The sequence below is a fragment of the Cyanobacterium sp. Dongsha4 genome (assembly GCF_036345015.1).
Classification (GTDB): domain Bacteria; phylum Cyanobacteriota; class Cyanobacteriia; order Cyanobacteriales; family Cyanobacteriaceae; genus PCC-10605.
In genome coordinates this window covers 3,300,319-3,326,770 of the sequence record NZ_CP084098.1, presented here as the reverse complement: position 1 = coordinate 3,326,770, position 26,452 = coordinate 3,300,319, and the positions used below count along the sequence as shown (strand labels likewise).

The following is a 26,452-nucleotide window of genomic DNA, read 5'->3' as shown; positions in this document are numbered from 1 at the left end:
ATTCACTCACAGATTAGAAGATTAATTTTTGTTCATAGATTACATATTTAACATTAATTCTAGGTTAAATTCTTTACACTATGCAAGATACGCTCTCATAAATCAAGTTTTTCTGACAAAAAGGTTTAGAGAGTTCGGGGAGTTCGCTACGCTCATACACTCCTTTCAGTCGTGAACGGGGTTCGGGTACAGATGTCAAGGTATTGGGGTATTAGGGTATAGGGAGTGTTAGGCAGGGCTGTTTCATTCTAAAATTTTTTGGTTAAGGCAGGGAATACCTGAGTTCGGAGTTCGGAGTTCGGAGTTAAAAGTAATAATTATTGACAAAAAAGCTGAATAAATTGATTGTAAATGAGTTTTTCCTAAATTTAATAAATTTTTATTCCAAAATTGGCTCGATGATAACTCGAGGGCACTTTATTTTTCGATACTTTTTTCATCGAACTCAGGTAGGGAATAGGCACTCTTGCAATAGTTTTTAATGGTTTATGGTTATAAATTGATAATCTCAACATTTTTAACTACTTCTTAATCCTAAAAGCTCTAAAACCCTATATTCTTTTACTGGCAATAGTTTTAGCGTTTTTGTCTTTCTACTTTGAAACTGCCCGGGGAGTGTTAGGGGAGGTTAATTAAACACTTTTGCCTTTTACCTCTTGCCTTTTGCCTTTTGTCTTGTCTTATATGACTAATTGAAATCTAAATCCTTATGAGTGAAAGGTTTCGCATTAATACCACTATAATCGGCGGCGATTTGTCCTTGTCCTCTTAGTTTATATTTATATGTGACTAAGCCTTCTAAACCTACAGGTCCTCTGGGGGGCATTTTTTGGGTACTTATGCCTACCTCTGCACCAAAGCCATAGCGGAAACCGTCAGCAAAGCGAGTTGAGCAGTTATGATACACTCCAGCCGAATCCACTTCATTTAAGAATTTCTCGGCATTATTTAAGTTAGCTGTTACAATACCATCAGTGTGTTTTGAACCGTATTTATTTATATGTGCGATCGCATCTTCTATACTATCTACAATCTTGAGAGCAAGAATTAAATCACTATATTCTGTCCGCCAATCATCTTCTACTGCTTTTTCACAGTCAATAATTTTGCTGGTGGCTTCATCTCCTTTCAATTTTACTCCTTTTTCTTCTAAGGCTTGGGCAATGGCAGGTAAGAATTGAGGTGCGATTTTCTCATGGATTAGTAGAGTTTCGATGGCGTTACAAGCGGCAGGATATTGAGTTTTTGCATCGATAGTGATTTTAACGGCAGTTTGTAAATCAGCAAATTCATCGATAAATAGATGACAAATTCCATCAGCATGACCTAAAACGGGAATTTTGGTATTTTCCTGCACGTAGCGGACAAATTCGTTAGAGCCACGGGGAATAATTAAATCCACATATTCATCTAAATCTAAAAGGGCTTTTATTTCTTCTCTAGTGGTCAAAAGTTGCACTGTATAAGGATTAACTTCTGTTTCTTGTAAGGCTTTTTGGATAATTTCTGTTAACACAGTGCAGGTGTGGAGAGCTTCTTTTCCTCCTTTGAGAATAACCCCGTTGCCAGATTTAATGGCTAAACTAGCAATTTGAATTAAGGCTTCTGGACGAGCCTCAAAAATTACTCCTAAGACCCCTAGAGGACAAGATACCCGCTCTAAAACCAAATTTTGGTCTAATTCTCGTTTCAGGGAAATACTGCCTAAAGGATCTCTTAATTTTGCCACATCTCTAACACCAGCGATCGCACTTTGTAATTTTGATTCTCCTAACTTGAGACGGGCATATAATGCGGAAGATATATTATTTTCAGCTAAACTACAGTCTTTTTCATTAGCTTTCACTATTTCTTCTTGATGTTCACTCAATGCAGATGCGATCGCATTCAAAGCAATATTTCGAGCAGATTCCGATAAAGTAGCAAGATGGTGAGCGGATGTTTTAGCTTGAGTCGCAATAGTCAATAAATCCATAGAAATCAGAGAGAGGCAAAGAAATGATAAAAAACAACAAGAAAAAGTATAACCCAATATCATGTTATCTTAAGTTTGCAGTGTTGGGGGATTGGGGTGTTAGGGAGAAACTAATTCTTAAAGTGCTGAAGTTACTAATTACTAATTGTTTGTTTATTACCTTTGCCCCTTGCCCTTCGCCCTTTGCCCTTTAAGTAAACCACAACTGTATATTCTGAAGTTAGTGCAAGATCTAAGTAAAATAGATACGATTACATAGTAAATTAGAAAAAAGCCTCAACGGGGCGCAGTAGTGCAACAAACTGGAGAAAAAAACTAGCAATGGGAAGAGTCGTAGGTATAGACTTAGGTACAACCAACTCAGTCGTAGCTGTTATGGAAGGGGGAAAGCCTCTGGTAATTGCCAATGCCGAAGGTAGTCGCACCACTCCCTCTGTGGTAGGTTTTAACAAAGATGGTGAGTTAGTGGTTGGACAAATGGCAAGACGACAAGGAGTATTGAATCCTCAAAATACTTATTATGGTATTAAACGCTTCATGGGGAGAAGATACGGTGAATTAAGTGAAGCTAGTAAGCGTGTTCCCTACACTATCCGCCGTGATGAGATGGATAATATTAAAATTCGTTGTCCTCGTCTCAAAAAAGAGTTTGCCCCCGAAGAAGTATCAGCGATGATTTTGCGTAAACTAGCAGAGGAAGCGGAAAGGTATTTAGGGGAGGAAGTAACGGGGGCAGTAATTACTGTACCTGCTTATTTTAATGATAGCCAACGTCAAGCCACAAAGGATGCGGGTAAAATTGCTGGTTTGGAAGTGTTAAGAATTGTAAATGAACCAACGGCGGCTTCTTTGGCTTATGGTTTGGAGAAGAAAAGCAGTGAGAAGATTTTGGTTTTTGATTTGGGGGGAGGCACTTTTGATGTATCTATCCTTGAGGTGGGGGATGGAGTTTTAGAGGTAAGAGCAACCAGTGGCGATACTCAGTTAGGAGGTAATGATTTTGATAAGAAGATTGTTGACTATTTAGCAGAACAATTTTTGGAAACTGAAGGGGTGGACTTAAGGCGCGATCGCCAAGCCTTACAAAGGTTAACAGAAGCGGCTGAGAAAGCAAAAATTGAACTTTCAGGGGTCAGCACCTCAGAGATTAATTTACCCTTTATTACTGCCACGGAAGATGGACCTAAACATATCGAAACCACCCTCTCTAGGGCAAAATTTGAGGAGTTATGTGGAGATTTGGTATCCCGTCTCCGTCGTCCCATTATTCGGGCTTTAAAGGATGCTGGATTGTCTCCTGTGCAAATCGATGAGGTAGTATTAGTGGGTGGTTCAACCCGTATCCCCATGGTGCAGGAGTTAGTACGCAGTTTTATCGACATAGAGCCTAACCAAAATGTTAACCCTGATGAAGTTGTGGCGGTGGGGGCGGCGGTTCAAGCAGGAATTTTGGCTGGAGAAGTCAAAGACATCTTACTCCTTGATGTGACTCCTTTATCTATCGGTGTGGAAACCATTGGGGGAGTGACCAAAAAACTTGTGCCTCGTAATACCACTATTCCCGTAAGAAGATCAGATGTTTTCTCCACTTCAGAAAATAATCAAACCTCGGTGGAAATCCATGTGGTGCAAGGGGAGAGGGAAATGGCTTCAGATAACAAATCTTTAGGGCGTTTTAAATTAACGGGTATTCCTCCTGCACCTAGGGGTGTACCTCAAGTGCAAGTATCTTTCGATATTGATGCTAACGGTATTTTGCAGGTGATTGCGAGAGATAAAACCACTGGTAGGGAACAAAGTATTATTGTCCAAGGTGCTTCTACTCTTTCTCAGTCAGAAATTAATCGCATGATTCAAGAAGCTGACGATTTTGCTAGAGAAGATAGGGAAAGACGCGATCGAGTCGAGAAGCGTAATCGGGCTAAGGCTTTGACGGATCAGGCACAAAGAAGATTAAGGGAAGTTACCCTCGATTTTGGTAGTCAATTCACTAATCCTTACCGTCGAGATATAGATAATCTTTGTCGGGAGATATTGGATAGTTTAGAACAAGATGACGATCGCCGTTTAGATCGTTCTCAGGCAGATTTAGAGGATGTTTTATATGAATTGAATCGAGAAGTCCGTTTGCAATATAACGAAGAGGAAGAAGGCTTTTTTGAGTCCATTAAGAAAACCTTTATCGGTGATGATGACGACGACTTTGACTATAATCCGCGCGATCGTCGTAATGTTTACCGCAATAGCCCTGATACAACCCTTTATGGTGGTCGAGTTAATCCCAGTCGTGATTCTCGCAGAGATTATCGAGATCCCTATTCTCCTCCTCCTGCGAGTAATACCCCTTACAGTGGTAGCAGTGTTTCTCGTCCAACTCCACCTCCTCGTACTCCTTCTCGTCGCTCTCCTGATTATCCCCCAGAAAGAGGCTATCGTGTAGGCAAAGATAGAGAAATTCCTTATGAAAATGATTGGAATGATGACGACGATTGGTTTTGATTCCATTAACAATTAATACAAGGGCAAAGGTAAATAGTTGCTAATTAATAACTTCTATAGTTATTTAGAATAAGAATGAAACAGTTTAATAATCTAAATGTTTATCCCAAAATGCTTATTGGTGGGCAATGCCCACCCCACAAATTTTATTGAATTGTCTCAATATTAATCGAAACGACTATAACTCCGAACTCCGTACCGCTTTGCGGAACGAGCGCAGCGAACTCTCCGAACCCCGAACCATGATATGATGTTGACTGAAATTTTGGTACATATAAAGAAACAAAAAATAGATGACAAGTGACAATTTTGAGTGGTTATATAGAGGCGTTACCGAAGTTTTTCCCTCCCAAACAGATTCTCAAGAAGAGAGTGAAAATTTAGAACAATTATGTAATAGATGCGATCGCCCTTTGAGGGTCAAATTAGGAATTGATCCCACAGGGACGGATTTACACTTGGGGCATAGCATACCCTTTCGTAAATTAAGGGCATTTCAAGATCAAGGACACACTGCGGTAGTTATTATTGGCGATTTTACCGCTCAAATAGGTGATCCTACAGGGAAAGATAAGGTTAGAAAACAATTGAGTGCAGAGGAAGTAAAACAAAACGCAGAAACTTATTTACAACAATTACGACCCATTTTAGATTTTGATACTCCTGGACGATTAGAGATTCGCTACAATTCGGAATGGCTAAGTAAGTTAGATTTAGCTCAAATACAGGAATTACTAGCCACCATGACAGTACAACAAATGTTGGCAAAAGAGGGTTTTAATAATCGCTACAATCAACAAACTCCCATCTATCTTCATGAATTTCTCTATCCTTTAATGCAAGGTTATGATTCGGTAGCAGTTAACGCAGATGTGGAATTGGGAGGCACTGACCAAAAATTTAATATTGCAGTGGGGCGAGATTTACAGAGACATTTTGGACAAAAACCACAATTTGGCGTACTTTTACCCATTTTAATCGGTACGGATGGAGAACAGAAAATGTCGAAATCCCTTAATAACTATGTCGGGTTAAAAGAAGATGCTTTATCTATGTATTCTAAATTAGAAAAAACTCCCGATGCTTTACTACCCAATTACTATGAATTATTGACCAACTTTGCCTTAACAGAAATTCCCGAAAATCCCAGAGAAGCACAAAAATTATTAGCTGTAGAGATTATTTCTCAATATCATGGTCAAGAAGCGGCTAAAAGGGCTCAAACAACTGCTTTAGAAATAGTTAGTCGTCAAAATATGGCTAATGCTCAAGCTGTTCCCGAATTTTCTCTCGAAAGTGTTGAATTTCCAGCTAAATTATTTTATATTCTTAATGCTAGTGGTTTAGTAAATAGTAGCGGGGAAGGTAGAAGACAAATTCAAGGAGGTAGTGTCCGTTTAGAGGGCGATCGCATCTCTGATGTTAATATAACTTATGATGACCCTACTCAATTGAAAGGCAAAATTTTACAGGTGGGTAAAAAGAAATTTATTCGCCTAACTTGAGTTCGGATAAATTTTCATATATGAGTGATAGCGAAAAGGATAAGAGGCAAAGAAAAAGGGCAAAGGTAATAAACAGTTCGTAATTAGTAATGATGCAGTTTAGGAATGAGTTTCTCCCTAATACCCCAACACCCCGGGGCTGTTTCATTCTCAAATTTTTGGTTAAGAGAGAGTAATGAGTAAAGAGTGAGGTTTAATAAGGGAGAATTTGATCCCCCCTAACCCCCCTTAATAAGGGGGGAATTTTATTTACAATTATCATTTTTTCCTTGTTTTTTTCTTCTCAGGTTTTAACAAAGGGGTGCTGATTTGTTCATATAAATTAAATAAAAATTCGATGCGGTTTAACTCACTGGAAAAAGACTGTTTTGCATAGCATAAATCTACGGCTTTGTCAAGGGTTTGATGGGCTTTTAATAAGTCGGGAGGCATGGTTAAAGGGTTATATAAATCCGCTAAACTACTATCAGGATATTTGTTTCTTATATCGAGGATTTTTTGAGCTAAATTTGCTACTTTTTCCCTCTGTTTTGCCGTTACATTTTCAGGGAAGGGAAAGTTATTATAAACAATAGAATTAGAGTAACGATAATCGCTTTTTAGTCTTCCACAGACATATTTAACCCAAGTCATGTGCATTTCTGAGGTTAATATTCCAAATAAAAATAAATCACCATTAGAAATAGTTATACAACTATCACTAGCAATAATTTCTTTTTTAAAAAATCCCATTGGAATATATTTTCGATTTTCTGAAGAAACTCTAGGTATTAAAATATAATCAGTTTTAGGTTGTCTATTTTCTGTAAAAATAGTGGGAAATTCTGCCCATTTTTGGGTTGCTTTTTTTGTACTAGCTAGACGCATTTGCTTAACGGCTTCTACTCTTTTTAATAGCAAAGGTAATTGTTTTAATTCTTGAGGTAGAATATCTATTAACCAAAAACAATAACGATTTTTCCCATTAATAAATTCATCAGCAGAAATAAAGGGTTTAATAAATTTTTCTCCTAATTTTTCCTTTTGTAAATACTCTATTTTTTCTTTTTCTGTCATCAATAAATTTCCACCATCAGTTGGTTGACTTCCCTTTAACATTTCAGGTAAGTTAGATATTTGAGTACTTCTTTTTTGAATAATTAAATCATTTCCAGCTACTAAATAAGGACTGATATTTTTAACCTTAATTTCCGTCGCTTCACCTTTGATATTTTCGTAGGAAAAAAGTCGCTTATTATCGATATTTTCTAAACCAAAACCAATAATAACACAATGTACGGCAGCGTTACCTTTCGCTTCATTACTCCAAGAAAAAGTACGATGGGCAAAATGAATTTTAATCTTATATTTAGTGTATAATTCCTGCCATAAAATGCCTACTTGTTCACCCTGAGAAATAGAATTTGTACTAACAAAAGCACAACGAATCTTAGTATTTTGAATAAACTCAGACGCTTTTAAATACCATGCACAAACATAATCTAAAACTCCTGCATTTTTCACTCCATTAAAAACTAAACTCATGTCAGCTTTTTGCTGAGAATTTTGTAACTGTTTACCAACAAAAGGGGGATTACCAAAGATAAAATTAAAGTTATTTACCCCCCCTAGCCCCCCCTTAAAAGGTGGGGAATTTTGAGACACATTTTTCTCCCCTCCTATGTAGGAGGGGTTGGGGGTGGTAGATTCTGCTATGTAGGAGGGGTTGGGGGTGGTAGATTTACGTTGAAAAGAAGCATCAGGATTATAAAGATATTGCCGAATATCCTCTAAAACCCCCGTTAAATTATCAAATACATCGTGATTGTGATAACGAATTACTCTAATTCCCACATTGGTAAGAAAATTGTCTCGGATGCGATCGTATTCTTGTGCTTCAGGAGTATAATGAGATTCACCATCTAATTCAATGGCTAGACTAACACTAGGACAAAAAAAGTCTAAGATGTAATTACCAATAGAATGTTGCCTACGAAATTTAAAACCATCTAATTGTTTCCCTTGTAAGGCTTTCCAAAGTAATATTTCGGCTGAAGTGGCATTATTTCTTAGGGATTTTCTTAACTCTTTTTTATCTTTAAGGTTGCTTATTGATTTATAAGCGGGATAATTATTTTCTGTTGTTTCTTTTCCAGATGTTAATTCAAACACCCCGAATCCATCCTTCAAAGATTTAGATTCTACCACCCCTAACCCCTCCTTCAAAGGAGGGGAATTTAAGAGCGAGTGCCAGTCAATTTGTAAAGCATTACCATGAACAATTTTAGCGGATTTTTTGAGAGGTAAACGGACAAAATATTGACCAAATTCATTACTTACTTTAATATTCATTTGATGATCAATTAACCACATGGCAACCTCTGCCACTCTCACCGCAAACTCATCGTATTCAATACCAAAAAATTGATCCACATCGACTTTAATAATGTTGCTAATATCTAATTCTAATTGTCCTTTTTTATTTAACTCTTTTAAAACTAAAATTTCTAAATCTCTCAATTCCCGATAACTGACAATTAAAAAGTTACCACATCCACAGGCTGGATCTAAAAATTTCAAATTAGCAATTTTTTCCTGAAATTCCTTGAGTTTATTTTGATTAGTTTTTACCTTTTCAAACTCTGTATATAAATCATCTAAAAAGAGAGGTTTAATGACTTTTTGAATATTTTTTTCTGAGGTATAATGAGCGCCTAAATTACGTCTTTCATTAGGATTCATCACCGCCTGAAACATCGAACCAAATATGGCAGGGGAAATTTTCCCCCAGTCTAAAGCACAGGCTTTTAATAACATTTCCCTCATTTCTGAGTCAAAGGAAGCTGGAGGCAAATTTTCTTCAAATAACTTGCCGTTAATGTAGGGAAATTGTGCTAAATTTTCATCTAAATTTTTGAGTCTTTTCTCTTCTGGTTGGTTTAAAGTATGGAAAATAGAAGTAAGGTGCATAGCTAAATCGCTACCATCTTCTTTAGTATGTAAATCGATATATTCTTGGAAAATGTTTTTATTAAAAATGCCTGTATCGTCAGCAAATAAACAGAATAATAAACGTACTAAATAAACCTCTAATTCATGACCAGTATAACCTATTTCTTTGAGTCTATCATGTAACTGTCCCATTAATTCAGCCGCTTTAATATTAACAGGATCACTATCTTTATATTCTCGTTTTTTATACCCTGCTATAAAGTCAAATAGGTGAACATTATTAACAAATTCACTGAGTAAAAATTCATGGTTAATATCATTTTCTAAGTCGTATAATTTAAACCTAGCAAAGTCAGAAATAAGGATATATTTGGGCAATTCATGATCTTTTAATCCGGGGAAATAGTCAATGGCTTGTTGATAGGCTTTATCTAAATTTTTGCCTTTGGATTTATGTTCAACAAGAATAACTCCTTTCCATAATAAGTCAATAAATCCCTGTTTATTATCTAATTTTTTAACCGATTTTTCAAAGGTAGCCACACGCCTTCTAGGCACACCAAAAACATCGAAAAAACCATCCCAAAATGATTTGGCTTCGGCATTTTCTGAGGTTTCATTTTCCCATTCTTTGGTAAAATTTAAGGCTCTATTTTTAATTTCATTCCAACTTAAAACCATGATAACACCTCAGTTAGATATAAAATTGTCGGTGAAGGTAGGGAACAGGGAACAGGGAACAGGGAACAGTGTATAATTAAATTTTATTCTTAACTCCGAACTCCGAACTCCGAACCCCGAACTCAGATTAACCCTACGTTAAATAGGCTACGGTAACTCCTGCCCCTCCTTCTTTTTGCTCGGCTAATTCATAATGACTCACTTGGGGATGACGATCTAAAAATTCATGTACCCCTTTTCTGAGGCTTCCTGTGCCTTTACCGTGTACAATCCACACTGTACCCATATCCGTTGCAGATGCGATCGCCCTCTCTAAGATGGGATAAGCTAAATGTATCCTTTTACCCCGAATATCGACACTATTACGGGAGGTGCGTATGGCTGTAGGGGGGCTTTTCGTCTCGGTTTTGACGGGATTTTTGGCAGGGGTAACAGGGGGTTTTTCCTTCACGGGAGTTTCTGGTTTTTCCCACCGTTTACCGTCAAGGGATTCTAAATCAGAGAAGGGGATAACCATTTTCATTAAGCCAAAACGGGCGCTAATTTGCTCGTTGCTGTCATCTACCCCCAACACTTCCGCTACTTGCCCAATACTCAAAATTCTGACTCTTTCTCCCACTTTTGGTTTATAACTAGATTTAGGCTTACTTTTCTGAATAGGGGTTAAGAAGCGATCGCCAATTTTACCGAGATTTTCCGTTGCTTGGTGGGCATCTTGGGCTGTCGGGCTACCTTTTTGCTTTAATCCCTTAATAACTTGGTTAATTTGGCTTTTAGCGTCTAATAAGAGCTTTTGCACCTGTTGCTCTTGTTCTTTCTTTAAATCTCTCTCCCTTGCTTGTAAAGAAATGGCTTTTGCCTCTACCTGTTGATAGAATAACTCCGTTTTGGTTAACAAATCCTGTGCCTGTTGATGCTTGTCTTCTTGCTCTTTTCTCTGTTTTTCTAGGGCAGAAATCAACTCATTCACATCCGCAGAGAATCCCCCTACCAATTCTTTTGCCTCCGTGACAATATCATCATTTAACCCCAATCTTTGGGCGATGGTAATGGCATTAGAACGCCCCGGAATGCCCCATAATAAACGATAGGTAGGCTGTAAACTCACGTCGTCAAATTCCACCGAAGCATTTTCAAAACGGGAATCGCTATATTTGAGGCTTTTTAACTCTCCATAGTGGGTAGTAGCGATGGTTAACAGGTTATTACTAGCTAAATATTTCAAAATAGAAATTGCGATCGCAGTTCCTTCATTGGGGTCTGTACCTGCTCCAACTTCATCTAACAATACTAAAGAGTTATTTTCTTGAATTTCGTCTAAAATGCGGACAATACGGCGAATATGCCCCGAAAAAGTGGATAAACTCTGTTGTAATGACTGCTCATCACCAATATCTGCTAAAACATTATTAAACCAGGGTATTCTCGCTGGGGATTTCGCAGGAATAAATAAACCTACTTTTGCCATTAACGCCACCATGCCAATGGTTTTCAAAGTAACGGTTTTACCCCCTGTATTAGGTCCTGTAATGGCTACAACTCTCGTTTCAGGGGAGATACGCACATCAATGGGAATGACTGGATTGCCTTCTTCCTGCCTTTGTTGCCACACTAATAGAGGATGTCTAACCTGTCTTAAAGTGATGCTTTCTCCGTCGGCAAAATCCACAAATTCGGGGGGATAAGCCTCTAACCAGAGGCTATATCTTGCCCTTGCGGTGGCTAAATCCAAAGTGGTTGCCACTGCCAAAATTCTTTCTAAATCTTCCCAATTTTCCGCTACTTTCTCCGATAATGCCCTTAATATCTTTTCTTCTTCTCTTTTCTCTTGATTACGGCTAGTTTGTAGCTTATTCCCTAATTCAACCACTGATTTCGGTTCAACGTACAAAGTCGAGCCTGTACTAGAGGTATCATGGACAATACCCGTAATTATGCCACTATGATCCGCTTTCACAGGCAACACGAAGCGATCGCCCCTTTGAGTGATGACTAATTCTTGTAGGGCATTGCCATAACGTTGAATAATACCTTGTAAAGTTTGTTGAATTTTACTGCGTAAAGACTTGATTTTTTGTCTAATTTCTGCTAATTGAGGACTAGCTCTTTCTGTGATTTCCCCACGATCATCTATGCAAAAGTGAATTTCTTGCTCTAATTCGGGGAAAGTTCTAATATTTGCTATTAATTCTTGGAGAGTAATTAAATCGTTTTTATCATCAATAATTCTTCTTAATTTGCGTACCCCTGCCAAAGTTGTGGCTAAATTCAGCAACTCGTCCCCTGACAACATACCGCCCATTTTTGCCCTTTCAATACCATCACCCACATCATGAATACCCTGAAAAGACCAATTACAGTTAATATCTGTTTCTAATGTAACAACTTCTTGAGTCTGTGCTAATAATAACTTAGTGTGGGCAAGGGTAGGGGGAATAGTTAAATTTTGAGATGCGATCGCACCTAATTTTGTTGAGGCAAAAGTGGCAAGATGTTGACATAACCTTTGCCATTCTAGTAGTTTTAAAGTCTCTTTTTCAATCAAGGCTCAATCGGTTACTATATTTCCAATAGGTTTTAATCAATTCTAACTTAAACTGAGTTAGGAGTTTGTGTTATTAACTATTTACCTTTGCCTCTTGCCTACCTTAACCAACGATTTTATATCAAACTCAAGTAAAACCTACCACCTGAAACAATCAAACTTACCTTCACCCGATATTTTTGCTCAACAACGAAGGTAAGTAATGATGCAAAATAGATTGTGGATTTTAAAATGAATAAAAATTCTCTAAAACCCTATTGCCCATTGCCTATTCCCTATTCCCTTTTATCACCTAAATATCCAATTAATTTTGCCTACCTACTTACGCAGTCGCTTTTTCTTTTCTTTCCTTGAGGTAAGCAAAAAACTCTTTACCCTCTCTAAGTCTTCTTCTTAACATCTGCGTATCCGTTAACATTTCTGTAACAATGGGAATAATAGCTTGAGGGCGAAAATAAAATTTTCTATACATCTGTTCAACTGCATCCTCAATTTGGGCAGAAGAAAGATTAGGATAGGCTAATGTTGATGTTTGAATACCAGACTCAGAAATCAAGTTTTCCTTACTAAACCAGTTATTTTCTAATGCCTGACGATATAATTCTGTACCGGGATAAGGGGCGGCAATGGATACCTGAATAGTATGGGGATTGACGTCACAAGCAAAACGGATGGTTTCTTCGATGGTTTCCCGATTCTCATTGGGTAATCCGATAATAAATGTACCATGAACTTTGATACCCAATTTACGACAATTCTCCATAAATTTACGGGCAACTTCGAGTTTAATACCCTTGCGAATACCGTCAAGAATTTGCTGATTACCTGATTCAAATCCTACCAACAAAAGTCTTAAGCCATTATCTCTGAGTTGTTTGAGGGTATCATAGTCTAAATTAGCACGGGCGTTACAACTCCATGTTAGCTTTAATTTTTTCAAATGCTCACTAATTGCGATCGCTCTTTGCTTATCAATGGTAAAAGTATCATCATCAAACATATACTCCCTTACAGAATCTCCGAAAAGACTCTTTGCCATTTCCATTTCTTTACCCACTGCTTCTGGTGACTTGGCTCGATAATTATGTCCACCAATAGTTTGAGGCCATAAGCAAAAACTACATTTAGCAGGGCAACCTCTGCCAGTATAAAAAGAAATATAAGGATGCAATAAATAACCGATAAAATATTTTTTGATGTCTAAATTTTGTGCATAAATAGGCAAAACACTGGGCATTGCATCCCAATCATGAATTAACTCTCTTTCTTGATTATGAATAATACTACCGTTTTGATCTCGATAACTTAAACCTTTAATATCACTAAAATCTTTACCTTCCGCAATCTCTTTGCAAGTATAATCAAATTCATTGCGACATACAAAGTCTAATACGGGATTATCAACTAAAGTTTTTTCGGGTAAAACTGCCACATGAGCCCCAATAAAACCAATAACAGTGTCAGGATTTTGAGCCTTAATGGCTTCAGCACATTTAACATCATTAGCTAAAGAGGGGGTGCTAGTGTGCATAATAACCAATTCGTAATCAGAGGCTATTTTCAACACATCTTCTACTGTTTGATTATGAGGAGGGGCATCAATTAATTTACTACCAGTTACTAAAGCGGCAGGTTGTGCCAACCATGTGGGATACCAAAAAGATGTTATTTCTCGTTTTGCTTGATACCTTGCACCTGCACCACCATCAAAACCATCAAAGGAGGGAGGATTTAAAAATAAAGTTTTTTTCATAGTCAACAAGTATTTATTTTTGTAACAAAAATATTGAATACAATTTCTTCCAAGTCTGATTACATTTACAAGAATTGTTAATCAAAATATACCTTAATCGAAGAGAAAAATCTTAGATAAGACAATTTAAGTTCTTAGTTTAAGGGGTTGTCAAAATATTTTCTTGTTTGTTACATTATAGGAGTCGCAAATAAAAGGCGATCTTGTCTAAGACATGACGCAGTGCGATCGCACTGTTAATTTAATAACCTAACAAATTTACAACACATAAGTACCTCCGTACTGATAAACACGAAGAATTCTGGGCAGAAACAATAGTATATTATTCGTCAGGGGTTGAAATTGGAGCAGTATTGGGTGTTAGTGGTTAAATGGAAGGATTTTCCTAAAGAGAAGGAGGAGTGGATTGGTATTCTTTACCGTGAGATTGATACTCCTGTCACAGTTTCAGGTTGCCGTTTGATTATTTTGTAAGTTAAGTTGATTCGAGAGGAGGTTTTGCCTCCTTTTTTTAGTTTTTCTACAATTATTTGAGGGATTATTTATTGAGCATCTTCATTAATTAGCTTTTTGATTTTGAACCATTTTTTCCTTAGTTTCCAAAATTTACTACTTTTCATTCCCTCTATTTCCGCATTCTTATCATTAATTAATTTCCGTAAATTAGATATTTCTAAAGATTGATCTTTTTTAATATCAGTGTGTTCTTGATTATATTTTTTCAGTGTTTCTTGTTGTTGAGATAAAATGCTTTGCAAATGTTGAATATAATGATTTAAGTCTTTTTTTTCTGCCTCATGAATTGTATATTGTCTTTTAATTATCTTCTCTTGTTCATTAATTAATTGTTTACATTTTATTAAATCATCTTTTAAATTTTGGTTATCTTCTTCTTTGGATTTTATCATTTCTTCTAGGTTATTTATATATTCATCTTTAGTTTTAATCATTTTTTCTAAATTACTCATTTGTTCTGATGTAGTTTGTTTTTCCATTATTAAACAATTGATATATTCGTCTTTGGAGTTAATAGCTGTTTGTAATTGAGTGATAGATTTTTGTTTTTCTTGTTCGGGATAAGTGGTAAATTTATCAAAAACATTAACAGGAGTCTTAAATAAGTTTTCCCAATGTTTAAATTCTTCAGCTACATAAAAATCATTTAAACCATCAAAGTAAATATGATGATAATTATACTGATGTAAAAAATTAGAAATATTAGTATTTTTTCTTTCTGGAGAATTGGGAATAGTAGCTTCTATCACTATCACTTTTGGGCGAAAATTTTGCCAGTCTCCACTATAAATTACTTTTTCTTCCCACCCTTCTACGTCCACTTTCAAAAAATCGATAGGTTGATGAATATATTTATGACAAATATCGACTAATTTTTTTACTTTAACCGTGTATTTTTCTACACTAAATCCGTCTTCCTTTGACAATTTTTCTGCCATTTCCTGATCAAATGTAGATAAGCCTGTATCTACTAAATCATAAAATGTTAATTCTCCTTCTTCATCACTAATACCTATGTTTAAATTAATATCTTCGATGCGATCGCACTCTAACAGATTATAATATTGAGGTACTGGTTCAATATTTATTCCTCTCCATCCCCTTTCATAAAAAGCCTTGGTTACAGAATCATAAACAGGGTGATTAGCACCAATATCAACATAAAATCCTGTATTTTGTTCTCTAAAAATACGATTTAACAACACATCTTCAAAATTTTGAGCGTAAGAAATAAATTTATTTTCCATAATTAAATTGATAATTATATATACTTGATAAGTGATGTTACTATTTGATTAAACCCAAAGTTTGTAAACGATGTAAATATCTTTTTCCTGCACTTATGGGAGAATAATCCGTTTGAATTTTTAATTGTCCAGCCCTAGCAATTTTTTCAGTTTCAGATAAATTTTCCACTACTTTTTGCATCAACCAACTAGCATGATATATATCTGCTTTAGCCCATTTTTGTCCTTGTGCAAAAGGATAATCATTAGCATTTAAAGAGACTAATTGATAGTCAACAGGAAAACCAGTAGAGCTATTAATAAAATCACAATTTCCCGAATAATTAGTCGCAATAACAGGTTTTTTCAACAACATTGCCTCCGCCATTGTATAACCAAATCCCTCCGAACAATGTAAGGAAACATAACAATCACAGCAATCCATCAATGCCATAACATCACTATGACTTAAATAGTCATTAATGACAATAATATCTTCTTCCCCATCAATCATTTCTAAGAGTTTTTGATAATTTTTTTTGTCTGGATCATAACCCCTAGTTTTTATCACTAAAGCAGTAGGAATATCTAGTTTTTTATTACGAAAAGCAAGACGATAAGCGTCAATTACTGCTTGAGGATTCTTTCGACTAGAAAAAGAGGAAAAATCGAAGTTAAAATGAAATAAGAAGGAATCTTTCGGTAGGTTAAAGAAACTTCTATCTACTCTTGTAAACTTAGTTATGTTGATGGCTGGTGGCATACAAATAACAGGAATATTTAATTTAGACTGTAGAGAGAATTGAACAAATTGTGATTCTACCCAAACCTCGTCAATATCGTCATAATTTTTTACCCATTCTGTGGGAAATCTACTTAATTCCCATGCTGGCATATTAATAGTAAAAATAGGTTTATTACTTTTTTGTTTTACCTGATTTTTGACAATTTCTAACTGATCTGCGTTAACTTTGTAGATATGTATAGGAGAGTTAATTTGATTTACCAAAAATTGACTAACTTGTTGATCTTGTTGGCGAGTATAGTTATTATCAACATGAAAACCTCTCACTGGAAAAGTAACAGCATCAAAACTTTTAATTACCATTCTTGCCGCTTGTCCAACCCCTGTTTCTGTCTTTAAATAACCAATAATGTTAACAGGTGATTTACTTTTTATAATTTCTTGAGAAGTTGATTTATAATGGGAAAGTTGCTGGTGCAAAATATTAATTATTGGTTCAATAAAATAGTCATCAAATAGATTAATTTCTGCATTTTCTATAAACCATTGAATATATTTAACCCTTCCTTGATCAGTGTTTAAATTAAATGCAAATTTAAGATCATCTCTAAATTCCCATAAAAAATACATTAAATTGGTTATAAAAATATGATGATTATTGTTAAGAGGATTATTAAAATCTTTTAAGTATTCAGCAAAATTTTCAAAAGGATTATCACACCAGAAATCACTTAATTTTCTATAAAATTTTCTAAAAATACTTGGGATAAAAGAACCATTATTAAAATAGCTATAATAATATTTTGGTTTAAATTTATTGGCAAAACTATAGTGTTTTAATTTGAGTATATAGTTGTCAACTAATTCTTGTAGTTCTGGGCTAAGATTTCCATTAAAAGTATGGGTATATTTAGATAATCTTTTATTATTTTTCACATCAATACCACTGTAGTGAAAAAAGACTAAAGGGTTATTATCAACAAACCAATTATTATTATTTTTCTCTAATTTTCTTTGTTCTAAATTCCAATAAGCAACATTAACATTTGTATCTTTAAGAATGGTCACTTTATCATGAAAAGCTGGTAATAAATCAACAAATTTTTGATCTACAAAAATCCCTTTTTCTTGCTCACTTAAACAATGAAAACGCAATTTTCTACCCCACCAGTGTAAAAATTCAATTACTTGACAACTATTACTGACAGCAATAAAACCCAAGTTATAAATACCTGCTTGCATGACTCCAATATCTCCGGGATAGCCTTCTCCTTCTGAAGGTTTAGTTATATGGGGGGTAATTACAAAATCACTGCCATTATCTAAAGCTGAAAAAACAGAATCTAAAGGAGCGTATAATTCTATATCTGGATCTAAATAAACTACCTGATCAAAATTATATTTTTCTATCAATAACTGCATCATATATGGTTTGAGAGCAGTATTAAACTCCATTATGTCGTAGCGAAAAGCAAAATCATAAAAATTGGGAATATTTAATTCTTCTCCTTCAATAATATTAATATTATCTATCTCTAGGGGAAATAAGGGGTCTTTTTTATCCGCAAGACAAAGATATATTTGGTCTGAAGGATGATATTTTTGTAATGAGTGAAACAAAATTCTAGCATATGGTAAATAATTATTAGAGCAGATAGTAAAGATTGCTCTTTTTTTATTAGTTAAATTATCATTAACCGAGATATTATCTACCTTTTGAATATTGCTCATGGCGAATTATGGATCTATAAATTGATGATGAAAATAGATTGCTCAAGGCTCATTCTACTTTATTTTGAGCAAATTTTATCATTTTTTATGGGATTAATTTTTTTATATATGGAGAATAGTAATTTCATTTTTTATGATTTGATAATTTTCTTTAATCTAAATATTGTCGATAAATAGTATTATAATTTTATTTAATTATTCTTTTTTTATTCAAATATATTTAGTTATTATAAGGTATAAATTAATTGTTTAAAATAATAAAAAATATTTTTTATTTGATAAATTTATATTAAGATTTAATTTTGAGTCATTCAGATATGAGCATAAATTCTGCCTATTTACATATTCCATTTTGTCGAAGAAGGTGCTTTTACTGTGATTTTCCCATTACTGTTTTAGGGGATAATGGTGGAAATAGTTACTCTAATTGGCAACAAGAATATGTTGATTTTATTTGTCAAGAAATTATTATCACTTCAAAATGTAATAATCAGTCTTTAGATACGGTTTTTTTTGGAGGAGGAACTCCTTCTCTATTAGCATTAGAAGGTTTAGAAACTATTTTAAACACTTTAAATAACTGTTTTGGAATCAATCAAAAAGCAGAAATTTCTTTAGAAATTGACCCCGCAACTTTTAACTTAGAGAAACTAAAAAGTTATAAAAAATTAGGAGTTAATCGTATTAGTTTGGGAATTCAAGCATTTCAAGATAATTTATTAGAGTTTTCTGGTAGAACTCATCGAGTTAAAGATATATATGAAGGGGTAGAATGGATTAATGACGCTGGTTTTGAGAATTGGAGCTTGGATTTAATCTCTGGTTTACCCTATCAAACTTTAAATGATTGGCAGGATTCTCTGGAAAAAGCGATCGCACTTTCGCCAAAACATATTTCTTGTTATGATTTAGTATTAGAACCGACAACCGTATTCGGAAAGAAATATCAAGAGGGAGATAACCCTTTACCAATGGACGAAATAACCGCACAAATGTACTGCCTCGCTTCGGAAAAATTGGGCTTACATTTTTATGAACATTATGAAATTTCTAACTATGCTCAAAAGGGCTATGAATGCCGTCATAATCAAGTTTATTGGTTAAATCAATACTATTATGGTTTTGGTATGGGAGCGGCTAGTTACTTTGACAATATTCGTTTTACTCGCCCTCGCACCCGTCAGGAATATTTTAAATGGGTAGAACAATTAAAAGCAAATCAGGGAAAAATAGAGGCTATAACTACTTCTAAAAATGAGCAAATATTAGAAACTTTAATGTTAGGTTTGAGATTAAAAAAAGGAGTTAATTTATCTGAGTTAAAAAGTCTATTTGGAGACTATATAGAAACAAAAATTATTGATTGTTTAAAGAATTATATTAAGACAAATTTAGTTATTTTTGATACTCACACTCTAAACTTAAGTTTAAGTGATCCTGATGGTTTTTTATATTCAAATCAAGTATTAACTGCTTTGTTTAGACAATTTGATGATGATGAGGAGTAATAATAAAGGGCAAAAGGTAAGGAGCAAAGATAATTAACAATTAACAATTAAAAGTTCAAGAATTAACGGTAATTTTCTCTTTCTCCTAAATCCATCTATCCCTCAACTCCTCAACTAACTAAATCATCACGACACCAAATCAAATTAATTTATTTTCATGGCAACTAACTGAGAAATAACCTCTCGGGCAGAATCTAAATTCAAAGATTTTTGATAGTTAGTAATAATTTGTCTTCCTACCACATTCATACCAATATAGGAAAGTTGCGATCGCATCGCCAATAATACATACTGTCCACCACCACCGCTATGGGTAGCAATCATGGCAGGTTTACTGTTAAAACATCTACGCCAATCATCACCACTAACACTCAACCATGCGATCGCATTTGTGAGAATGGGGGGGATACCACCATTATATTCAGGAGCGACAAAAATCATTCCCTCAGTCTTAATCAGAGTTTGAGATAGTGATTGTATTTTATCTGGAATACCCGATTGAGCCTGAATTTTAGGGGTATATAAAGGCAAATCTTCTTCAATTAAATCAATGATTTGAGTTTGTTGACCCATTTCTATGGCAATTTTATTAAGTTGATGGGCTAACTCTAAATTTTTATTATTACTAGCAACAATAATTGATATTTTCATAATCGAAATGTGGGTAAGTTTTTGACTTGAGTTTTCAAGTACTAATAATTAGGGAAATGAATTCGGGCTTAGGAGTTATCAAAGGGATTTCAGGTTGCAGATGTCAGGTGTCAGGGTGTTGAGGGGTTAGGATGTTGGGGTATTAGGGGATAAAGGGCAGGGCTGTTTCATTTTAAAATTTTCTGGTTAAGGCAGGGAATGGGAAATAGGCAATGAGCAATAGTTTTTAATGGTTTATGGTTATAAATTGATAATCTCAACATTTTTAACTACTTCTTAATCCTCAAAGCTCTAAAACCCTATATTCTTTTACTGGCAATAATTTTAGCGTTTTTGTATTTCTACTTTGAATTACTGCTGGGGATAAAGGAGGGTTTGTATGAGTGCCCTTCTCCCCAAAAAAGGGGAGATACAGAGAGGTTTTGCCTTTTTTTATCTTAACCAGACAACTAAAATACGCTCCTAGCTTAATTATCCACCAAAAGCAACGGGAAAAGCTAACTTTAAAGCCGCAGTCAGTAAAAGATTAACTAAAGCAACAGGAAGCAAAAATTTCCAGCCTAAATCTAATAACTGGTCAATTCTTACTCTAGGTACAGTCCAACGTAGTAAAATAGCGATAAATACGAGGAAATAAGCCTTTAACACCATCATGGTGATGCCTAAAGAAGCAGTAATTACCTGTAACCAAGGGGTATTTTCACTCACACCTAACCAATTAGCTAGATTATTGAGAGGAATAGGAAATTCCCAACCACCGAGGTATAAAACAGCAAACACAAGAGCAGATAAAACTAAGTTGACATAAGAACCAACATAGAATAAACCAAATTTCATTCCTGCATATTCAGTTTGATAACCTGCGACTAACTCTTCCTCAGCTTCAGGTAAATCGAAAGGTAAACGCTCACATTCAGCTAAAGCGGCAATCCAAAAAATTAAAAAACCCACAGGTTGACGCCAAATATTCCAACCTAAAATACCATAGCCTGATTGTTGTTCCACAATATCAATAGTACTTAAACTATTAGACATCATTGCGATCGCAAGTACAGCTAAAGCAAGAGGTATTTCATAACTAATAGATTGAGCCGCCGCCCTTAAACCACCAAGTAGAGAGTATTTATTATTGGAAGCATAACCCGACATCAGTAAACCAATAGGGGCAATACTAGATAAAGAAATCCAAATAAAAATACCCATATTGAGGTCAGTGATAACTAAATTTTGTCCAAAGGGTACGATTAAATAGGATAAGAATACGGGTATAACAACGATAGCGGGGCCAAGAGTAAAGAGTAAACCATCAGCCTTAGAAGGGATAATATCTTCTTTAAACACTAATTTAATCCCGTCAGCCACAGGTTGTAAAACCCCCAAAGGACCTGCATATTCAGGACCAATTCTTTGTTGGGCAGCCGCAGAGATTTTTCTTTCTAACCATACACTAACTAATACCCCCACCGTTGCACCAATAATCATTAAACCCAAAGGTAAAGGAATCCAGAGCGTTTTTGCTAATTCTGGGGGTAATCCCAAATCCGTCAGAGAAGTAATAAAACTTCCTTGTAAATCAATTCCTGCACTCATTTGTATTTACTTTTATCAATATAAAGTGTTCGTAACTTATAGCTTTTGTTATTTTAACCTTAGCTGTTGCATTTGGAATGAACAATCAACATAGCAAAAAAGATATTCTTCCGTTTTCCTTTTTATTATTTCCTGAAACCCGAAACCTGAAACCTGAAACCTCGCTTAACTTAACACATGAATAAGTGCGTAACGTCGGGTATTTAATTAACACTAACCCTAATACCCTAATCACTAATTCCAAATTGAGATAATTAATTCCTCCTATTAATTTATTAAAAGCTATAATAAAACAAAAATAAATTGACTTTTCTGAATCGTTCTTAAAATATTTATTCCTAAATGAACATTACTAATACCCCTATCGATACTATAAACTCTGAAAAAGGATTTGACGACCATAACCCTCCCTCACAAAATTTAATTGATCAATGTGTACATTGTGGTTTTTGTTTATCAACTTGTCCTAGTTATAGAGTTATTGGCAAAGAAATGGACTCTCCGAGAGGAAGAATTTATCTAATGAATGCTATTAATCAGGGAGAAGCAAAATTAGATGAAAGTACAAGTCCTCACTTTGATAGTTGTTTAGGATGTTTAGCTTGTGTTACTACCTGTCCATCTGGGGTACAATATGATCAGTTAATAGCTTCTGTGCGCCCTCAAGTAGAAAGAAATCAACCCCGCAATTGGTGGGAAAAAATCCTTCGCACTCTGATTTTTAATATTTTTCCTTATCCTGCAAGATTAAGCATTTTCTTACCCTTACTGTGGTTTTATCAAATTTCAGGCTTACAGACTTTAGTGAGAAAAACAGGCATATTCAAATTTTTTCCTCGTATTGCTTCTATGGAGTCTATCCTACCGTCCATTAAATTAGCTTCTATCAATAAAAAATATCCTTATACTATCCCCCCTCAAAAAGAGAAAAAATATCGGGTAGGATTGATTCTAGGCTGTGTACAACGGTTATTTTTTGACCCCGTAAATGAAGCGACTGTAAGGGTATTAACAGCAAATGGTTGTGAAGTTGTGATTCCTCCATCTCAAGGATGTTGCGGTGCATTACCTGCCCATCAGGGACAAGAAAAACAAGCCCAAACTCTTGCTAAACAAATGATTGATAGTTTTTTAGATGCTGAAGTTGATTATATTATTATTAATGCCGCAGGGTGTGGTCATACCCTTAAAGAATATCATCATATTTTAAAAGATGATCCCGAAGGGAACTGCTACGCAGCACGCATCTATGAGGAAAAAGCAAAAGAATTTGTCAGCAAAGTCAGAGATATTAATGAATTTTTGATGGAAACAGGCTTTAATGTTAATTTATCACCAGTTACCGATGACACTGTAAAAGTAGTTTATCAAGATGCTTGTCACTTGTTACATGGACAAAAAATTAGCCTACAACCTCGTCAATTATTGCAAAAAATACCTAACCTAGAATTAAAAGAGCCTGTAGATGCGGCTTTATGTTGTGGTAGTGCGGGAGTATATAATCTTTTACAACCTGACGTTGCCAACGAATTAGGAGAACAAAAAGTTCAAAATCTTCTTAATACAGGGGCTAGTATAATTGCTTCTCCAAACCCCGGTTGTGCCTTGCAAATCACAAAACATCTCAAATTACAGGGAAAAGAAATAAAAGTAATGCACCCGATGGAACTTTTAGATCATAGTATTAGAGGGGAGTTAATCAAGAGTACCTAACTAACCTCAGTTCGGTTTAATAATATCAGATAAGGTTAGGTGTCAGGTTTTTGGGGGATTAGGGAGAAACGAGTTAGGAGTTCGGAGGCACGAAGTTATTAATTATCAACTATTTACCTTTGCCCCTTGCCCTTTGCCCTTTGCCCTTTTAACTTTGCCTTTTGCCCTTTTCCCCATCACTCATAGATGACAATTTATCCCCAACTCAGGTTAATTAATGTCAGATACTAAGCAAGAATTTTAGGTACTTGGAAGAAATCATCATCTCTTTCAGGTGCGATATTGAGTAAACTTTCCCGATCTTCATAAGTAGATTGTACATCTTCACGGATAATATTATTAACATCGATCGCTCTTGTGGTAGGTTCTACATTTTCCGTATCTAATTCTTTTAGCTGTTCAAAATAATCTAAAATCGCGCTTAATTGGGGTGCAAATGCTTCTTCTTCCGCTTCTGTTAAATGTAAACGGGCTAAATTAGCAACTTTTTTAACTTCTGCTTGACTTAAACTCATAACTAATTTCTAAACAATGATGATTAATAATAAAAAGCTAATTACTGAAGGCTGAATCATTAATAGAGAATACTAGAAAAAGACATCAATTTCTGAGCGCCCAGTGGTTTTCAACCAGTTTTGAGCCTCTAAATAACTATTAGGAGATAAACGGATAGCCTGTTTCCAATATTCTGCGGCTTTATCAAATAAACTTTCTGCCTCGTTTTCATTTCCCGCTTGTTTTGATTTTTCGCCTAAATGATGATAAATCACGGCAATATTATTCAAAGCCGAAGGTTTGCGGGGATTTAAGTCTAAAGACTGGTGATAGTATCCTAATGCTTCTTCTAGTTTTCCGTTACTAGCATGGATTAAACCCATATTATATAGTATCTCACTGCGATCATTAGGATCTTCTTCTAGTTTTAAGGCTTCTTCATAGTTTTCTAAAGCCTCTGCATATTCCCCTTCTGCTTGGGCTGACATACCATCACGATAATAAACAAAGGCTTCTTTTGCTTTTGAGTCAATGGGGAGGACTTTAAGAATTATATCCGCCATGACGGTGAAAGTTTTATCGATAAAGTTATCGTTTCTCTGAGATCTAGGCATACTATGTTATTTATACTAAGAAAAATTTAAAATTGGTATTTATACATTAAACCTTTTCTTGTCCATTATGCCATTGTTGAAACCATTGCACTGAGTAAAATATCGGGAGTCACATTAAAAGGTAAACGGTGAATATCTGATTCTGGTTTACAAGTAATTTCAGCACATTGACGCAGTTGACTTAAGGTAATATTTGTTAAGCCTAAATCTTCTAAGGTGGTGGGTAAACCGATAGACTGATAAAACTTGATTAATTGTTGTCTGGCAGTTTTGGCAAGTTGATTATTAGCGATGGTTTCTTCTAATCTCAATTGCACGAGAATACCATAAGCCACTTTTGCACCGTGTAATTTGCCGTGAGTTGCTTCTAAGTGGGTTAAACCATTATGCACGGCATGGGCGGCAACGGTTCGACAATTTGCACCTCCCAAACCTCCGCTTACTCCTGCAAGTAATACTGTTGCGTCAACTACTTCTTTCCAAGTTTCACTGAGGGGATTTTGTAGAGCAGTTTCGGCTTTCTGGAGTAAAATATCTCTCAATACTCTTGCTTGTTGTACGGCGGCAATGGTTAAGGTTGCTGTAGAGTTTCCGCTACTGACGGAAGCTTCATACCATTTTGCGATCGCATCTCCGATTCCCGCTATCAGAGTATATTTAGGAGCAGAAGCAATAATATTGTAATCGAGAATAAGTAAATTAGGACAATGACGCAAACTCACATCATATTGAAAAGCTCCCGATTCTGAGTAAATATTACTTAAAGCAGTCCAAGCGGCACAAGTAGCCCCAGAGGTAGGAATAGTAATTACTGGTAAATGGCAATTGTGAGCTAATAATTTTGCACTATCAAGGGATTTTCCACCCCCCACACCGATAATGAAATCGGCTTCATGGGTTTTGACTGCCTTTTCGAGACGTTTTAAAGATGTTTCACTACAATCGGGAAAATAACTGGCGTAACGAGGTTTTAAATTAAATTTCTTACAAATAGGTTCAAGATAAGTTTCAATTAATTTTATAGTTTTCTCTCCTCCCACCACTAAGGGCATTTGACCAAAAGATGCGATCGCATTTCCACTATTACTGAGACTATTTTCTCCTTTAATAATATTTCCCGGTGCAACCTGTAAGCTAAAAATTTGACCAACTTCAATGCTAATTGATTTTGATTTCGACATTCTTCAACCGTTACTGCTTGATTAATAGACTATTTTATATAGTAGCAATTAAAAAAAACCTAGTACTATCTGAGAGAGAATTACCACTATTTTTAGTGATTATTTACAAACTTACAGACAATATAAACAAAATGCTACAGGGTTTCGTTATCGTTGCCCAGCTTATAGGAAAGAGGCTCACAAAATTGCTCAATTCCGTTTTTGACCACATAAATTAGTAAAGGAGTTATTAATAAAGGGGGACAAATTTTTTTTTCCAACAGATACTTAACCGCATTTTCAATGTAATTATCTTCTAAATCAGAGCGGAAACTAACTTCACAAATAGCAACTCGACAACGCTTTGCCCAACCATCCAACCAATCAACCCTATCAGGAGTTTGCCCAATAGCCAAAGCAATGGAAGTGGCGGCATCCTCTAAGTCTCCTTCCGCATCCTCTATTATATCGAGGGATTTCATCGCTGGTTCGCAATCAGATAATTGATCTCGATAATAACTAATTTCTTGACTTGTTAATTGCATAAATTCTTAGATTCTTCAGAATTATAAATATGAGTAGAAAATTTTTATTTTAATCTTAAAATAAGCGAT

Annotated in this window: 15 protein-coding genes and 3 pseudogenes; 4 read left to right on the top strand and 14 right to left on the bottom strand. The window is 35.2% G+C overall.

The window, feature by feature from the left end; all coding sequences use genetic code 11:
• Positions 1 to 688: 688 nt before the first annotated feature.
• Positions 689 to 1,975: a glutamate-5-semialdehyde dehydrogenase gene (gene proA, locus Dongsha4_RS14240; RefSeq protein ID WP_330203003.1), complete on the bottom strand. Its 1,287-nt coding sequence runs from the start codon at positions 1,973 to 1,975 to the stop codon at positions 689 to 691.
• Positions 1,976 to 2,296: 321 nt separating this feature from the next.
• On the opposite strand from proA, the gene dnaK reads away from it, so the two are divergent.
• Together dnaK and tyrS are read left to right on the top strand one after the other, a co-directional pair.
• Positions 2,297 to 4,474, top strand: a complete 2,178-nt coding sequence (gene dnaK, locus Dongsha4_RS14235) for a molecular chaperone DnaK (RefSeq protein WP_330203002.1) — start codon at positions 2,297 to 2,299, stop codon at positions 4,472 to 4,474.
• 293 nt (positions 4,475 to 4,767) lie between these two features.
• Positions 4,768 to 5,979: a tyrosine--tRNA ligase gene (gene tyrS / locus Dongsha4_RS14230; RefSeq protein WP_330203001.1), complete on the top strand. Its 1,212-nt coding sequence runs from the start codon at positions 4,768 to 4,770 to the stop codon at positions 5,977 to 5,979.
• Between the two features lie 258 nt (positions 5,980 to 6,237).
• On the opposite strand, the pseudogene Dongsha4_RS19005 reads toward tyrS, so the two are convergent.
• From Dongsha4_RS19005 to Dongsha4_RS14205, 7 genes and pseudogenes are all read right to left on the bottom strand, one after another.
• Positions 6,238 to 7,569 (bottom strand): annotated as a pseudogene (locus Dongsha4_RS19005) (type IIL restriction-modification enzyme MmeI); the annotation flags it as partial.
• Between the two features lie 171 nt (positions 7,570 to 7,740).
• Positions 7,741 to 8,040 (bottom strand): annotated as a pseudogene (locus tag Dongsha4_RS19000) (endonuclease domain-containing protein); the annotation flags it as partial.
• A gap of 126 nt (positions 8,041 to 8,166) precedes the next feature.
• Positions 8,167 to 9,591 (bottom strand): annotated as a pseudogene (locus tag Dongsha4_RS18995) (type IIL restriction-modification enzyme MmeI); the annotation flags it as partial.
• A 133-nt stretch (positions 9,592 to 9,724) separates the two neighbouring features.
• Positions 9,725 to 12,136, bottom strand: coding sequence for an endonuclease MutS2 (locus tag Dongsha4_RS14220; protein WP_330202999.1), 2,412 nt, complete (start codon positions 12,134 to 12,136; stop codon positions 9,725 to 9,727).
• A gap of 322 nt (positions 12,137 to 12,458) precedes the next feature.
• A complete protein-coding gene (hpnJ, locus tag Dongsha4_RS14215; protein WP_330202998.1) occupies positions 12,459 to 13,889 on the bottom strand; it encodes a hopanoid biosynthesis associated radical SAM protein HpnJ in 1,431 nt (476 codons plus the stop codon).
• A 542-nt stretch (positions 13,890 to 14,431) separates the two neighbouring features.
• Positions 14,432 to 15,652, bottom strand: coding sequence for an FkbM family methyltransferase (locus Dongsha4_RS14210; protein ID WP_330202997.1), 1,221 nt, complete (start codon positions 15,650 to 15,652; stop codon positions 14,432 to 14,434).
• A gap of 40 nt (positions 15,653 to 15,692) precedes the next feature.
• Positions 15,693 to 18,107, bottom strand: a complete 2,415-nt coding sequence (locus Dongsha4_RS14205; protein ID WP_330202996.1) for a glycosyltransferase — start codon at positions 18,105 to 18,107, stop codon at positions 15,693 to 15,695.
• 317 nt (positions 18,108 to 18,424) lie between these two features.
• Between Dongsha4_RS14205 and hemW the strand changes: the two genes are divergently transcribed.
• The gene (hemW, locus tag Dongsha4_RS14200) at positions 18,425 to 19,615 is read left to right on the top strand and encodes a radical SAM family heme chaperone HemW (RefSeq protein WP_330202995.1); all 1,191 of its coding nucleotides are present in this window, start codon (positions 18,425 to 18,427) and stop codon (positions 19,613 to 19,615) included.
• A gap of 144 nt (positions 19,616 to 19,759) precedes the next feature.
• Here the strand turns inward: hemW and Dongsha4_RS14195 are convergent, their stop codons facing one another.
• Both Dongsha4_RS14195 and nuoH read right to left on the bottom strand, forming a co-directional pair.
• Positions 19,760 to 20,266 (bottom strand): NAD(P)H-dependent oxidoreductase, encoded by a 507-nt coding sequence (locus Dongsha4_RS14195; RefSeq protein ID WP_330202994.1) that lies wholly within the window; start codon positions 20,264 to 20,266, stop codon positions 19,760 to 19,762.
• Positions 20,267 to 20,737: 471 nt separating this feature from the next.
• Entirely contained in the window at positions 20,738 to 21,856 is a 1,119-nt protein-coding gene (gene nuoH / locus Dongsha4_RS14190; RefSeq protein ID WP_330202993.1) for an NADH-quinone oxidoreductase subunit NuoH, read from the bottom strand.
• 342 nt (positions 21,857 to 22,198) lie between these two features.
• Here nuoH and Dongsha4_RS14185 point away from each other — a divergent pair, with 342 nt between their 5' ends.
• Positions 22,199 to 23,569, top strand: coding sequence for a (Fe-S)-binding protein (locus Dongsha4_RS14185; RefSeq protein WP_330202992.1), 1,371 nt, complete (start codon positions 22,199 to 22,201; stop codon positions 23,567 to 23,569).
• 227 nt (positions 23,570 to 23,796) lie between these two features.
• Here the strand turns inward: Dongsha4_RS14185 and gatC are convergent, their stop codons facing one another.
• The 4 genes from gatC to Dongsha4_RS14165 form a co-directional block, all read right to left on the bottom strand.
• On the bottom strand, positions 23,797 to 24,084 hold the full coding sequence (gene gatC, locus Dongsha4_RS14180) for an Asp-tRNA(Asn)/Glu-tRNA(Gln) amidotransferase subunit GatC (RefSeq protein ID WP_330202991.1): 288 nt from the start codon (positions 24,082 to 24,084) through the stop codon (positions 23,797 to 23,799).
• Between the two features lie 72 nt (positions 24,085 to 24,156).
• Complete coding sequence (locus Dongsha4_RS14175) at positions 24,157 to 24,678, bottom strand: photosystem I assembly protein Ycf3 (protein WP_015221167.1); 522 nt, start codon at positions 24,676 to 24,678, stop codon at positions 24,157 to 24,159.
• 65 nt (positions 24,679 to 24,743) lie between these two features.
• Entirely contained in the window at positions 24,744 to 25,859 is a 1,116-nt protein-coding gene (locus Dongsha4_RS14170; protein ID WP_330202990.1) for an iron-containing alcohol dehydrogenase family protein, read from the bottom strand.
• Positions 25,860 to 25,993: 134 nt separating this feature from the next.
• Positions 25,994 to 26,383, bottom strand: a complete 390-nt coding sequence (locus Dongsha4_RS14165; RefSeq protein ID WP_330202989.1) for a hypothetical protein — start codon at positions 26,381 to 26,383, stop codon at positions 25,994 to 25,996.
• Positions 26,384 to 26,452: the final 69 nt, after the last annotated feature.

Excerpts from the sequence above, each read along its gene's own strand:
- hpnJ (WP_330202998.1), bottom strand. The coding sequence starts at position 13,889 with ATGAAAAAAACTTTATTTTTAAATCCTCCCTCCTTTGATGGTTTTGAT.
- Dongsha4_RS14195 (WP_330202994.1), bottom strand. The coding sequence starts at position 20,266 with ATGAAAATATCAATTATTGTTGCTAGTAATAATAAAAATTTAGAGTTA.
- Dongsha4_RS14205 (WP_330202996.1), bottom strand. The coding sequence starts at position 18,107 with ATGAGCAATATTCAAAAGGTAGATAATATCTCGGTTAATGATAATTTA.
- nuoH (WP_330202993.1), bottom strand. The coding sequence starts at position 21,856 with ATGAGTGCAGGAATTGATTTACAAGGAAGTTTTATTACTTCTCTGACG.
- dnaK (WP_330203002.1), top strand. The coding sequence starts at position 2,297 with ATGGGAAGAGTCGTAGGTATAGACTTAGGTACAACCAACTCAGTCGTA.
- Dongsha4_RS14170 (WP_330202990.1), bottom strand. The coding sequence starts at position 25,859 with ATGTCGAAATCAAAATCAATTAGCATTGAAGTTGGTCAAATTTTTAGC.
- Dongsha4_RS14185 (WP_330202992.1), top strand. The coding sequence starts at position 22,199 with ATGAACATTACTAATACCCCTATCGATACTATAAACTCTGAAAAAGGA.
- gatC (WP_330202991.1), bottom strand. The coding sequence starts at position 24,084 with ATGAGTTTAAGTCAAGCAGAAGTTAAAAAAGTTGCTAATTTAGCCCGT.
- Dongsha4_RS14175 (WP_015221167.1), bottom strand. The coding sequence starts at position 24,678 with ATGCCTAGATCTCAGAGAAACGATAACTTTATCGATAAAACTTTCACC.
- tyrS (WP_330203001.1), top strand. The coding sequence starts at position 4,768 with ATGACAAGTGACAATTTTGAGTGGTTATATAGAGGCGTTACCGAAGTT.
- Dongsha4_RS14210 (WP_330202997.1), bottom strand. The coding sequence starts at position 15,652 with ATGGAAAATAAATTTATTTCTTACGCTCAAAATTTTGAAGATGTGTTG.
- Dongsha4_RS14165 (WP_330202989.1), bottom strand. The coding sequence starts at position 26,383 with ATGCAATTAACAAGTCAAGAAATTAGTTATTATCGAGATCAATTATCT.
- proA (WP_330203003.1), bottom strand. The coding sequence starts at position 1,975 with ATGGATTTATTGACTATTGCGACTCAAGCTAAAACATCCGCTCACCAT.
- hemW (WP_330202995.1), top strand. The coding sequence starts at position 18,425 with ATGAGCATAAATTCTGCCTATTTACATATTCCATTTTGTCGAAGAAGG.